This window comes from Winogradskyella sp. A3E31 (assembly GCF_046720935.1).
Classification (GTDB): domain Bacteria; phylum Bacteroidota; class Bacteroidia; order Flavobacteriales; family Flavobacteriaceae; genus Winogradskyella.
In genome coordinates, this window is sequence record NZ_JBHNWH010000003.1 from 209,438 (window position 1) to 222,250 (window position 12,813).

Here is a 12,813-nt window from a genome sequence, read left to right on the forward strand (position 1 = left end):
AATTTTAGCTTTTGCTAAATACGTATTCTACATCTTGGGATATTACAATGTCTAAAGTCTCTATATCAGTCACTTCAAAGCCATTAGAAACATTCATCTTCAACGTATTACCATCTACAGTTAAAACAGAATTTATTAACCCTACTTTATTAAAGGTAATATCATCGTTTATTGTTATCTGATCTGATGATTCTGAATGAATAAATGAAACCGATTGATCCCCAGGAGGAATAGAAGATGCCACTAAAAACATTAGTTTTCCGTTATCATATCTTGTATTAAAAGATACATTTGAGTTATAATTGTAAGAGCCAGTTGATGCACTATCAAAAATTATAGTTCCATCAATAATAGGCATTTTATCTACTAAATTGGTATCAGCAATGTTATCACCATCTAAATCTAGCGGTGTACTTAAATTTATTGCCGTTAATTTCCATGTTCCTTGATACATAGAACTAGAATCCATATCATCCTTTGAACAAGATGAAAGACATACTAACGTGATAAATAATAGGAGGAATTTTTGGGGCGCCTTCATATTAAAGTTTTTTTGAATGCTGTAAATGTATTAGAGTAATTAAAAGTGGCTCTAAATATTAGACAAATGGGGATAATTTCTGTTAAACTGCCAATTCTTTAACAAATTGAAGCCTAACAAGCCCATCTTCAGCGATTTCAGTTAAATGAATATTGTGGATGGTATTTACCAATTCAGGGTTCCAAGGTGCTTTAACTTTAACATAGTTTTCTGTGAATCCATGAATGTAACCGGCTTTATTTTCACCTTCGAAAAGGACAGACTTGTTAGTTCCTATTTGGCTCTCGTAAAACGCACGACGTTTTTTTGCAGATAATCCACGAAGCATTTTACTACGTTTAGCCCTCACATTCTTTGGCACTACACCATCAAATGAAGCCGCTTCTGTATTATCACGTTCAGAATAGGTAAATACATGCAGATAGGAAACATCTAATTCGTTGAGGAAATTGTAGGTCTCTAAAAACAATTCATCGGTTTCTCCAGGAAAACCAACAATGACATCAACCCCAATACAAGCATGAGGCATGATTTCCTTTATTTTCTTTACTCTATCGACATACAATTCTTTCATATATCGACGCTTCATCTTCTTCAAAAGTGTGTTACTCCCACTTTGCAATGGAATATGAAAGTGAGGCACAAAAGCTCTCGATTTAGCAACGAGCTCAATCGATTCGTTTTTAAGCAAGTTTGGTTCAATAGAAGAAATCCGAAGCCGTTCAATTCCATCTACCTCATCGAGTTGGGTTATTAGATCTAAGAAGGTATGCTCGTGCTTTTTGTTACCAAATTCACCTTTACCATAATCACCAATATTAACGCCTGTCAATACGATTTCCTTAATCCCTTTATTTGCAATTTCTTTAGCGTTAGAAATCACATTTTCCATAGTATCACTTCTAGAAATGCCCCTGGCTAACGGAATAGTACAGTACGTACACTTGTAATCGCATCCATCTTGTACTTTCAAAAAAGCTCGTGTACGGTCACCAATAGAATAACTGCCTACATAGAAATCCGCATCTTGAATTTCACAAGAATGCACCTCACCCATATCATTCTTAGACAAGTCATTAAGATAGTCCGTAATCTTAAATTTTTCTGTAGCACCAAGCACCAAGTCAACCCCGTTGACATCGGCTAGTTCCTCAGGCTTTAGCTGTGCATAACAACCAATGGCAGCTACAAAGGCATCTGGATTTACTTTTTGGGCTTGTTTTACAATCGTTTTAAAGCGCTTGTCTGCATTCTCTGTAACGGAACATGTATTAATGACATAAATATCTGCTTTCTCAGAAAAATCTACACGATTAAAGCCTTCACTCTTAAAAGAGCGAGCAATTGTAGAGGTTTCTGAATAGTTCAGCTTACAGCCTAATGTGTAAAATGCGACTTTTTTATTGGCGTTCATTCTTGTACTTTTACCAAGGCTGCAAATTTACAACTTAATACTAAAATGATAAAACAGATAATAAGTAATACTAAACAAGTAAGTTTCTACGTACTAGCAATTTGCCTTATTTTCCTTTTATCATCCTGCAAACAGAACGAAAACACCAATAGAGACCACCTCGTCTTTAGATACAACGAACACAAAAATATTGGTTCTTTAGATCCTGCATTTTCAAAAGATCTAGCTGATATATGGGCAACCAATCAGTTATTTAATGGCTTAGTACAAATGGATGACAGCCTTAATGTACAGCCTGCCTTAGCTGAATCTTGGGAAATAAGTGACAGCGCCAAGAGGTATCGCTTTAAGCTGAAATCTGGTGTAACGTTCCATAAACATCACTTATTTAGTACTTCGACTGGGCTCAACAACCGAGATTCTACAAGAGCTGTTAATGCTAAAGATTTTGTATATAGCTTTAATCGTTTATTAGACCCAAAAGTAGCCTCTCCTGGTAGTTGGGTCATGGGAAAAGTAGATCGTTTTTATGCTGAAAATGACTCCGTTTTCACCATTGAATTAAAGCAACCGTTCCCTGCCTTCTTAGGGTTATTAACCATGAAATATTGTTCTGTAGTACCAAAAGAAATCGTTGAGCATTATGGCTCAGACTTTAGGTCGAATGCTATTGGAACTGGTCCTTTTAAATTAAAGCGCTGGGAAGAGAACATTAAATTGGTAATGAGGCGCAATACTGATTATTTTGAAATGGACAAAAACGGTGATAAACTCCCCTATCTCGAAGCCATTTCTATTACGTTTTTACCCGATAAACAAAGTGAATTTCTTCAGTTTGCACAAGGTAATATCGATTTTGTTTCAGGACTGGACGCTTCCTACAAGGATGAAATTTTAACATCTGAAGGTCAATTAAAAGAGAGTTACAAGAATGATGTCAACATGATTAGAGGTCCATACCTTAATACAGAATATCTCGCTTTCTTTATGGAGTCTGAAGTTGATGAAATTCAATCTGAAAAACTGAGGAAAGCCGTAAATATGGGGTTTGACAGACAGAAAATGATCACCTATTTGAGAAATGGTATCGGCATACCTGCTTATGGAGGGTTTATACCAAAAGGACTACCAGGATACGACTCAGAAATTGGATATAGCTATGACCCCGAAGAAGCAAAGAGGTTAATCCAAGATTATAAATCAGAAACTGGAAACACAAATCCATTGATAACATTAACTACAACCAGTAATTATTTAAGTTTTTGCGAATATATTCAACGTGAACTTCAAAAAATAGGGCTAGAAATTAATGTGGATGTGATCCCTGCTTCAAGTTTAAAAGATTTAAAAGCTAATGGGCAACTCAATTTTTTTAGAGCGAGCTGGATTGCCGATTATCCGGATGCTGAAAATTACCTTTCACTGTATTACAGCGAAAATTTTGCCCCTAATGGCCCAAATTACACCCATTTTACAAGTGATACTTTTGATTCACTATACAAAGCAGCCTATTTGGAAACGGATTCAGAAGCTAGAGCACATCTATATACCACAATGGATAGTTTAGTTATGCAAAGTGCCCCGATAGTTCCTTTGTATTATGACGAAGTGGTTCGCTTTACACGAAAAAATATTGAAGGTCTTGGAATTAATGCTACTAATTTGTTGGAATTAAAAAAAGTGAGAAAGTCGAATTGACTTCCTCACTTAAATTATAAACCTAACTAAAACTACAAAGCGATTTCATATTACAAAAGTACTATGACACTATAGATTGAGGCATACATTATAACTAATGTAATTTCTAGTCGGTTTTTCTCTAAATAACCCCTCATAATTAATAACGATTTCGAGATATTTCGTAAATATCCGCAGCATTCAATACACGGTCGTAAACCAATATATCATCGATTTTTCCTTTGAAGTATTCTCCTCCAGCTTCTTCCAGCGCTCCAATAACCACTGAATTGTTTGTCCAATTATTGCTGTAAGCATTAGGGTTAGATATTTTTAATTCACCATCAATGTAAACGCTCCAAGTATTATTTTCTTCCTCAACAGTGAGGATTACATTAATCCATTGATTTAAAGGTACCGAATCTGGTGTGGCATTGTGATAATATAAATCTCTGTAATAATGTGCATTTATTTTATCACCATCAAAGCGAAGGACATAATCACGATCCACCCCAGCTTTGGAGATAATGGCATTATTAAATCCTGGTGACATGCTTGTATCTTTATACACCCAAACAGATATACTAAATTCTGTTGCATTCTCTCCAAACGAAGGAATGGACATAAAGCCTTCATTAAATTCCACAGCAGAATCTAATTTACCAAATCGGTTAGGTATAGTCGTTATTCCTGTTGAAGAATTATTTGTAACGTGATTGCCATTACCAGAGTAATCGTCCATGTCATTATTAAAAGGGTAATACGCCAAAAGATTACCCGCTGGCCCAGGCACGTCGTTAATAGAAATTATTAACTGCATCGATGTAGTTAACTGACCATCGGATACTTCAATTGTTGCTGTAACTTCATCACGTTGTTCAAAATCAAAAGCATCGGGTGTTTGTACTATGAGTTGACCATTGGTCTCATTTATGGTCATGGCATCTGCTGGTGTTTGTGAAGCAATTGAGAATGTGAGATCATCTCCATCATTGTCGTAGGCTTCAATTGTGCCTAACAAATCTGAAGTGAGATATTCATCAACTGAAAAAGACACATCTTCTGTAATAGGAGCTGTATTTACAGGTTCGGTTTCAGTAGGAGAATCATCATTGCTACAGCTCATAATAACGAGAGCACTCCAAATAAATAATTGTTTTTTCATAATAAAATAGGTTAAATGTTTAGGGCTAATATATTTACGATTAATTGTTTCTTAGTTACACTTTTATATCTGCTATATATGGTTTAACAAGTGTTGATTTCTATTGAAGAAGAGAGGGATAACGCATAGCATATCTCTCCTAATTTAATAGATAGTGATTAATTTTTTAAGATTTTATGTGTCATGCTTTGGCTACCATCCTGATTTGAAATAGAAATGATATACATACCAGAACTTAAGCTCGAAACATCGATTTTATCTAATCCACTTGTATAATTGCCCTCCAACAATTTTTTGCCTTGAAGGGTTATCACTTGATAATTGAATGCTTCTAGTCCATTAATTAGAATGAATTGCTTGGTGGGGTTAGGATATATCTTGATGTTTGTAGTTGAGAAATCGCCGTTACTCAATGAGTTTTCTTGAAGCTTTTGGATAAAAAAGTCAGAATTTCCATTTGAGTTAAATGTTAAAGTTGAAGCACCAGGAGCTAAATCAATTGATCCACTGTAACGACCAACTTGTATGATATCTGATCCATCAATAATTGTACGTTGTATATAATCTGTTCCGTTCTCACCCACTTTTAATGTATATTGATAACTGCCTGCACTAGTCATTTTAGTCATGAAGCCGTTAAAGGTTCCGTTGGCTGTTAAAAAACTACTAGAACTTGGGTTCTGTTGATAGTTATCACTAAACCTACCTGAAAAATAGAGGTCATCATTACTATCAATATCGACTGAAAAAGATGATAATGTATCTGAAGTACTGTCAAAATCCCTAACCCAAATTAACGAGCCAGAATTTGATAGTTTCCATAAAAAAAGAGATTGCTTATTATCACCTGTAGCATTAACAGAAGATAAATTATTGGTTCCTGCATTAGGGTCGAAATCAGTAGTTCCATCAAAACGCCCAGTTGTAACAATATCATTATTAGAATCGATGACAATATCCATAATTTCAACACCTTCACCTTCAGGAAAAGGCTCTCCACCGTCTAAAGTTTTGACAAAAACAAAATTTCCGTTAGAATCTAATTTAGATATATAACTATTATAAATTCCTGTGTGACTTTTATTGGCTGCTCCTGGGCCTGGATCAAAGTCGTTGGTGCCTCTAAAACGACCCACTGATATTATATTATTACTTGAATCTAAATCTAATGCCCTACCAAAACTTGTAAATGCAGTATCGTTTCCGGTAAAAGTCTTTGCCCAAGAAAATGAAGGACCTGATGTACCTAAACTCAATTTCATAACATAAGGGTCCGTTAGTCCACCAGCCGTCTCATTTTGTATTCCAGAGGTTGGGTTTAAATCTGCAGTAGCTGAAAAATTCCCAGTTACAATAAGATCATTATTAAAATCAACTTTATTGTCAAAAACATTATCATTTCCAGTTCCACCAAAAGTCAATATATAATCGTTTGCACCTCCAGCAGTAAGTCCTAAGATAAAGGCATCTACGCCACCATTAGATGTCCTATTTAAAGGTGTTCCTGTATTAGAAAAGTTAACTGTATTTCTAAAACCACCACCTATGATGACCTTTCCAGAGTCATCTAATGTAACAGTTCTAGCAACTTCATCAGCTGTTCCTCCATAAGTTCTAATCCAAACGAAATTTCCGTTATTATCTAATTTTAAAACAAAAATATCTAGTCCGCCGTTAGAATTTCTATTGACGGTATTTGCTCCAGGGTCGAAATCAACGGTTCCTGAGAACTCGCCGACGATATATACATTACCTGATGCATCTACAACTGCATCTTTGGCATAATCACTTCCTGTTCCTCCAGTGGCTTTTGCCCATTGCAAGGTTTGTGCATTAAATGCTAAATGAAAAGCAAATAGCATAAAACATAATAAGTAAAATTTTTTCATGGTTAAGTTATTTTATAATTTGGACTCTAATCTAACCACCTTACTACATACAAAGACCCACCTTTTTATAACTGTAAGGTTTTATTTAAGGGATGCTACTTTTCGTTTAATTCTTGAAAATTGAATACTGAAGTAATAGTTGTAATTTTAATTAAATTAAAATTACAATGCACTATTTTACTCTTCTCTGCCTAATCTCAATGCATTTTGCCATGTTTTCGCAAACCAATGAGCAACAGCTTTTAGATGAGCACCACTCATTTTTTAAGTCGGTAAGTAATAATTTAGACCTAATGGCCACCAATGAAAACCGAATTGCTTATTTGGATTCCTTAAAGTCAATCGTAAAAACTGACTATTTAATTAATAGGCTAAATATTTTGAGAGCTAATACCTATCGCAATTTTGACCTCAATAAAACCTACGAGATATTACAGCAGGTTGAGGCTTATTTAAAAGAATATTCGGACTATCATCATCTAAAAACGCATTACAACATTACAAAGGGACGTGCTTTATATGATTCTGGAAAGCATAACGAATCTTTAGGTTATTACACCAAAGCTGAAAGCGTATCACAAAAATTTAATGATCCCGATGAGCTTTGGCGCTATCCCATTGAAAGTAAAACAGGTATCATTTCTAATTATGTAGCTCTAAATAGAAATGATGAAGCCATTTCGCTATTGACTGAGCTTGAAAAAACTGTATCCCCAAATGATAAGCTCGACGAATACGTTTATGTTCTAAACATGCTTGGGTACCTACATACCAAATCAAAAAATTATAAGGAAGGTATTAGATATTTTGCTGAAATAACAAATAGATTAAAAAATAAAGATGATTATAAGGAATCCTATTTTGGTGCAGTAAATAATTTGGCATATATCTATCAGCTAAACAAAAGAAGACCCGAGGCCATTAATATCCTAGAAGAGGCACTTGTCCAAACTAAAAAATATCAAATCATTAATAGGGAATTACTGTTAAGCAATAATTTAGGGTTTCTTTATCTTGAAGAAGATAACTTAGACAGAGCTGAAGAGTTAGGACTGAACTCTATTGAAAAAAGCACTAATACCTTTGAAGAAATAAAAGCCGATGCTGAACGCCTGTTATCTGTAGTTTACTATCGAAAAGGTGAATCTCAAAAAGCATTAGAATATGCAGAATCCTCAGCAAATTATTTTAGACAAATAAATGATTTGAAACGTCTTAAGTATGCACTTAGCATAAAAAACAAGGTACTTATTAAAACAGAAGATTTTGAAGAAGCTACTAAAGTGAATGCGGAGATGATAAGCCTTATGGACAGCATCACTATAAAAAATGATATGCAAAATCTCCAAAAAACATTGGTAGAGTTTGAAACCGAAAAAAAGGATAGTGAAATCACTATACTAAAGCAGAAAGAAGAAATTGCGTCTGTTAAATTAGCTCAACAACGCGATCAAATATTATTTTTAGTTGGACTCTTAATAGTCGTTTTAGTTCTTGGCAGTGTTGTGTTTATATACCACAAAAAACTGGGGAGAATTCAGAATTTAGTCTTAAGATCAAAGCTGACACGTTCACAGTTCAATCCGCATTATATCAACAATGCTTTTACAGCATTACAAGCCGAATTGGTGGAGCACAGTTTTAACGAGAAACTCATTAATTATACATCCAGTATTTCCAGATTTTCTAGGCTAGTATTAGAAAGTACCTTCAAAGATGAATGGAGCTTAAATGACGAAAAAAATATGATTGAAAATTACCTCAGCATTCAGCAACATCGCTTAGAGAACAGTTTTCAATACTATATAGATTCTAATATAGACCAAAATGAATTGCTCCATTCAAAAATACCAAGCGCAATCACACAAACGGTTTTAGAGAATGCTATAGAACATGGAGGCTATTCAAATTCTAACAAACACGGAAAAATTGAAATTTTATTTTCGTCAAAAAATAATCAATTGCTCATAAGTATTAAAAACAATATCTTAGATGAAGTCCTTGAGAATTCTGTTGAGAAACGGCCAGACAGTCCTTCGAGAGGATTACAAATCACAAAACAACGTATAGAATTGCATAGTAAGCTTTACAATAGAGCTGCAAATTTTAATTTCATTAAAAAAGAAAATGAAGCTGAAGTCGTATTTCAACTTCCTGTTTTAGCGGCATGAAAGTATTAATTATAGATGACGACAAGCGTATTTGCAAGCTTATAAAATCATTGCTTGACAAGTATTATGACTCAGATTTTGAAATCATTAGTAGCGCTTTTTCAATAAGCGAAGGGCTTAAATCAATAGAAAATATAGACTACGACTTATTACTATTAGATATCCACCTTGGAAAAAACAGTACAAGTTTTGATATTCTGAAAAAAATAAAAAAGAATAAGGCTAAAATAATTTTTATCACTGGGCACGAAAATTATGCCATAGAAGCCATTAAATCTGGAGCCTTAGATTATATTCTTAAACCGATACAAACCAAGGAATTTAAATTAGCAATAGATAAGGCAATAAAAGAGATTCGTAAAGAAGACCAACACAAAAATCCAAGTCAATTTATAGCAAAGCAAGATAATAGTCTTATGCTAAAAGATTTGGACGGCATGAGGTTAGTTAAACTTAACGAAATTGTTTACCTCGCTGCTGGCGGAGCTTATACGGATGTGTTTTTGGAATCATCAGAAAAAATTACAGTAACCAAGCATCTCAAAGATTTTGAAAATAAATTAGAAGGCACTGGATTTTATAGGGTTCACAATTCGTATATCATTAATACCTTAAAAATGACGGGGATTACCAAAAAAGATGGATTATGCGTAAATATGGTAACTGGTGAAAATATTGTAATTTCTGGTCGTCGCAAGGATGAATTCATTAAGTTTATTGAGAATTACTTGCAAGTATAAGTACTACTGCATCACAAAGTAATAAATGTCATCATCGCCTTTACCAGACTTACGCTTAGATGTCACATAACCTGTTTTATCACTAACCATTACAAAGCAAATATCACTAGCAGTACTATTTATAGGTTTAGAAAGATGTTCTGCCTTTTTAAAATTGCCTTCGTCGTCCATTTCGGATTTATAAATATCATAACTTCCCATACCACCAGGTTTGCTCGAAGCAAAATATAAGGTATTATCCCTACTTATAAACGGGAATAGCTCTTGCGCATAAGAATTGACATTAATCCCTACATTTTCTGGCTCACTATAGCTCCCATTCTCATCAATAGTAACTTTATAAATATCTGATTTCCCTCTCGTAAATTGACTGCCCTGTCCCTTTACGCTAGAAATAAAGTACATCGTTTTTCCGTCTGCACTAATTGAAGGATGCGCATAAGAAAACTTTGGATTGCAAAATGGCAAAACCGTAAAATTAGACCACCCTTTGCCTTCAATATATTCTGCGACCTCAATATGTAAATTGGTTTCCTTAAAGTTTCCTTTAGGTTTGTTTTTACGTTTACCATATTTAGTCGTCACATATAACTTTTTGCCATCTGGAGAATAGGTTGCACTAACAATATGCTCAATGTCTTCAGACTGAGCAAACTCAACTGGAGATATGTCAGTAATCTCACCACTAGGTTCCACGTTACCCTCATATAGACCTAATACAGGGTCTATACCATCCATTATCACTCTACCTTTCTTATTGGTTTTAAAGGAAGTGATTAGAATCTTACCGTTAGGACCAAGCGCCATACCAAAATGAGGGTTTTTAGTGTTCATCTCTAAGTTGGTAAGCACAATCTCAGAATCTTGTGCAAAAATCAAATTGCTTATAAATAAAAAAAGAAATGTAATCCTGAAACTAATCACGCCTAAATCTTTTAGTAATTTCAAAAACATGTTCTAAAATGGATTTATCTAAGGTGGTAAATGCTATGTTACGTCTGTTCATTACAACTTCGGCGACTTCAAAGGCTTTATTCGTTTTATAAGTAATAAATCCTCCATGTCCTCCCCAAGAAAAGCTTGGCACAAAATTTCTCGGAAAACCACTTCCGAAGATATTAGCGCTGACGCCAACAACAGTACCAGTATTGAACATCGTATTAATGCCACACTTACTGTGGTCGCCCATCATCAGTCCACAAAATTGCAAACCTGTCTTGGCAAAACCTTCAGTATTATAATCCCATAAACGTACTTCAGCGTAATTATTTTTTAAGTTAGAATTGTTACTATCCGCACCAATATTACACCATTCGCCTAACACAGAGTTTCCTAAAAACCCATCGTGTCCTTTGTTTGAGTACCCAAAGATGACAGAATTATTAATTTCTCCTCCCACCTTGCTATGAGGTCCAATAGTCGTTGGCCCATAAATTTTAGACGCCAATTTTACAGTAGAATGACTACATAATGCAAATGGTCCTCTAATGACTGACCCTTCCATAACCTCAGCATCTCTACCTATATAAATTGGACCCGAACTAGCATTAAGGGTTACAAAATTCAAGTTTGCTCCTTTTTCGATAAAAATATTCTCTGGGTTTATAGTATTTACGGTATTAGGAATTGGTTCTGAAATCCTATTCTTCGTAATTATTTCAAAATCTTTCTCAATGGCTATTCCGTTTTTTGAAAATATATCCCAGGTGTGTTCAATTTTTAAAATGTCTTCTTCAAACTCGATAGCATCAAAAGCAGAGAAATCATCATGCTCCTCTCCTTCCTTCACATAAAACGCAATAACATCCTGATCTTTAAAAATAGCCTGATTATCTTTTAAGTTCTTAATAAGACCAGTAATAGCTTCATTCGGAAGGAAAGAAGCATTAATCATAATATTGGCTTCCATTTCTACCAACGGAAATTTTTCGGACAAATAGTCTTCCGTAACGGTAGTTGTTGTGTAATCAAGGTAAGATTCCCATTTTTCCCTAATCGTCATAATACCAACCCTAATATCTGCCACTGGACGTGTATAAGTAAATGGCAAAAGATTATTGCGATGAGGACCGTCAAAAAGAATATAATTCATATAAAATTGAGAAGTTAAAAGCTGAAGGCTTTGAGTCTTAGACCCCTGCCACAACTAATTCTATGTTCTCAAATGTAGTTGAATTCGATAAAATAAAAAAGCCTTTCCAGGGAAGAAAGGCTTTTAAAAAAATATCTGTAGTAGGATTATTTCTTAAACTTAGCGTATTTGTTTTTAAACTTATCAATACGTCCAGCTGTATCTACCAATTTAGATTTACCTGTGTAATACGGGTGTGATGATCTTGAAATTTCTAACTTCACTAATGGATACTCAACACCATCAACCTCTAAAGTTTCATTAGTCTCTGCTGTAGATTTAGTTAAAAACACATCTTCGTTAGACATATCTTTAAACGCTACTACTCTATAATTTTCTGGATGTATACCTTTTCTCATCACTAAATGCTTTAATATTCGATTTTTTCGAGGTGCAAATTTAATGATTTTTTAGAATTCTACAATACTTTTTGCAAAATTAATTATCAATTAAATCTGTAACAAATTTATATCTTTAGGTACTAACTAAACGAAACTATTAACTAATATAACCAAAAATGGAAAAAACATTAAAATCTTCAGCTCTTAATTACGGTATTTATTTAGGTCTCATCTTTGCTGTACTAACAGTAATTGGATATGCAGTCTACCTTGATTTGTTTACGCAATGGTGGTTTGGAATTGGATCTTTATTACTAATAATTGTTTTTGGAATTATCTCTAGTGTCAAAGCTCGAAAATTACTAGGTGGATTTATCAGTTTTAAAAATGCATTCACAGCTTATTTTATTACAATTTTAGTGGCTTTAGTGATCAGCACAATCGTCAATCTTATTATATTTAATGTCGTTGACCCTGATGCTGCACTAGTTTTGAAAGAAAAAATTATTGAATCTCAAATGGCTATGATGGAACGTTTTGGAGCGCCACAAGAATCAATTGATCAGACAATAGCACAATTGAGAGCACAGGATAATATGTTCTCTATCGGCAGCATCTTTAAATCTCTTGCATATCAATTGGTTGGGTTTAGTATTGTTGGATTAATTGTTGCAGCAGTAGTAAAACGCAAAGACCCTAATGCTGCTTAAATAATTTCTGTATTTTTGACGTTTAGCCAATAGA

11 protein-coding genes are annotated in these 12,813 nt (G+C 34.2%); 4 read left to right on the top strand and 7 right to left on the bottom strand.

Translation table 11 applies throughout. The features are described 5' to 3' along the window. Nucleotides 1-4: 4 nt before the first annotated feature. Together ACFEMA_RS05450 and mtaB are read right to left on the bottom strand one after the other, a co-directional pair. Complete coding sequence (locus ACFEMA_RS05450; protein ID WP_411767034.1) at nucleotides 5-541, bottom strand: hypothetical protein; 537 nt, start codon at nucleotides 539-541, stop codon at nucleotides 5-7. Between the two features lie 82 nt (nucleotides 542-623). Continuing rightward, nucleotides 624-1,955 (bottom strand): tRNA (N(6)-L-threonylcarbamoyladenosine(37)-C(2))-methylthiotransferase MtaB, encoded by a 1,332-nt coding sequence (mtaB, locus tag ACFEMA_RS05455; protein WP_411767036.1) that lies wholly within the window; start codon nucleotides 1,953-1,955, stop codon nucleotides 624-626. Nucleotides 1,956-2,000: 45 nt separating this feature from the next. On the opposite strand from mtaB, the gene ACFEMA_RS05460 reads away from it, so the two are divergent. Then, nucleotides 2,001-3,653, top strand: a complete 1,653-nt coding sequence (locus ACFEMA_RS05460) for an ABC transporter substrate-binding protein (protein ID WP_411767037.1) — start codon at nucleotides 2,001-2,003, stop codon at nucleotides 3,651-3,653. A gap of 139 nt (nucleotides 3,654-3,792) precedes the next feature. On the opposite strand, the gene ACFEMA_RS05465 is transcribed toward ACFEMA_RS05460, so the two are convergent. Continuing rightward, nucleotides 3,793-4,797: a LamG-like jellyroll fold domain-containing protein gene (locus ACFEMA_RS05465; RefSeq protein WP_411767038.1), complete on the bottom strand. Its 1,005-nt coding sequence runs from the start codon at nucleotides 4,795-4,797 to the stop codon at nucleotides 3,793-3,795. Between the two features lie 158 nt (nucleotides 4,798-4,955). Next, the gene (locus ACFEMA_RS05470) at nucleotides 4,956-6,686 is read right to left on the bottom strand and encodes a T9SS type A sorting domain-containing protein (RefSeq protein ID WP_411767039.1); all 1,731 of its coding nucleotides are present in this window, start codon (nucleotides 6,684-6,686) and stop codon (nucleotides 4,956-4,958) included. A 167-nt stretch (nucleotides 6,687-6,853) separates the two neighbouring features. Between ACFEMA_RS05470 and ACFEMA_RS05475 the strand changes: the two genes are divergently transcribed. After that, complete coding sequence (locus ACFEMA_RS05475) at nucleotides 6,854-8,857, top strand: histidine kinase (protein WP_411767040.1); 2,004 nt, start codon at nucleotides 6,854-6,856, stop codon at nucleotides 8,855-8,857. After that, complete coding sequence (locus ACFEMA_RS05480) at nucleotides 8,854-9,597, top strand: LytR/AlgR family response regulator transcription factor (protein WP_411767041.1); 744 nt, start codon at nucleotides 8,854-8,856, stop codon at nucleotides 9,595-9,597. Before ACFEMA_RS05475 ends, ACFEMA_RS05480 begins: the two co-directional genes overlap by 4 nt. Nucleotides 9,598-9,600: 3 nt before the next feature. On the opposite strand, the gene ACFEMA_RS05485 is transcribed toward ACFEMA_RS05480, so the two are convergent. From ACFEMA_RS05485 to ACFEMA_RS05495, 3 genes are all read right to left on the bottom strand, one after another. After that, nucleotides 9,601-10,476 carry a hypothetical protein gene (locus tag ACFEMA_RS05485; RefSeq protein ID WP_411767042.1) on the bottom strand — a complete coding sequence of 292 codons (876 nt, stop codon included), beginning with the start codon at nucleotides 10,474-10,476 and terminating at the stop codon, nucleotides 9,601-9,603. 37 nt (nucleotides 10,477-10,513) lie between these two features. Then, the gene (locus tag ACFEMA_RS05490; RefSeq protein ID WP_411767043.1) at nucleotides 10,514-11,689 is read right to left on the bottom strand and encodes a GlmU family protein; all 1,176 of its coding nucleotides are present in this window, start codon (nucleotides 11,687-11,689) and stop codon (nucleotides 10,514-10,516) included. Between the two features lie 146 nt (nucleotides 11,690-11,835). Next, a complete protein-coding gene (locus ACFEMA_RS05495; RefSeq protein ID WP_411767044.1) occupies nucleotides 11,836-12,087 on the bottom strand; it encodes a type B 50S ribosomal protein L31 in 252 nt (83 codons plus the stop codon). A gap of 158 nt (nucleotides 12,088-12,245) precedes the next feature. Here ACFEMA_RS05495 and ACFEMA_RS05500 point away from each other — a divergent pair, with 158 nt between their 5' ends. After that, complete coding sequence (locus tag ACFEMA_RS05500) at nucleotides 12,246-12,779, top strand: DUF4199 domain-containing protein (protein ID WP_411767045.1); 534 nt, start codon at nucleotides 12,246-12,248, stop codon at nucleotides 12,777-12,779. Nucleotides 12,780-12,813 lie beyond the last annotated feature (34 nt).

Excerpts from the sequence above, each read along its gene's own strand:
- ACFEMA_RS05450 (WP_411767034.1), bottom strand. The coding sequence starts at position 541 with ATGAAGGCGCCCCAAAAATTCCTCCTATTATTTATCACGTTAGTATGT.
- mtaB (WP_411767036.1), bottom strand. The coding sequence starts at position 1,955 with ATGAACGCCAATAAAAAAGTCGCATTTTACACATTAGGCTGTAAGCTG.
- ACFEMA_RS05460 (WP_411767037.1), top strand. The coding sequence starts at position 2,001 with ATGATAAAACAGATAATAAGTAATACTAAACAAGTAAGTTTCTACGTA.
- ACFEMA_RS05465 (WP_411767038.1), bottom strand. The coding sequence starts at position 4,797 with ATGAAAAAACAATTATTTATTTGGAGTGCTCTCGTTATTATGAGCTGT.
- ACFEMA_RS05470 (WP_411767039.1), bottom strand. The coding sequence starts at position 6,686 with ATGAAAAAATTTTACTTATTATGTTTTATGCTATTTGCTTTTCATTTA.
- ACFEMA_RS05475 (WP_411767040.1), top strand. The coding sequence starts at position 6,854 with ATGCACTATTTTACTCTTCTCTGCCTAATCTCAATGCATTTTGCCATG.
- ACFEMA_RS05480 (WP_411767041.1), top strand. The coding sequence starts at position 8,854 with ATGAAAGTATTAATTATAGATGACGACAAGCGTATTTGCAAGCTTATA.
- ACFEMA_RS05490 (WP_411767043.1), bottom strand. The coding sequence starts at position 11,689 with ATGAATTATATTCTTTTTGACGGTCCTCATCGCAATAATCTTTTGCCA.
- ACFEMA_RS05495 (WP_411767044.1), bottom strand. The coding sequence starts at position 12,087 with ATGAGAAAAGGTATACATCCAGAAAATTATAGAGTAGTAGCGTTTAAA.
- ACFEMA_RS05500 (WP_411767045.1), top strand. The coding sequence starts at position 12,246 with ATGGAAAAAACATTAAAATCTTCAGCTCTTAATTACGGTATTTATTTA.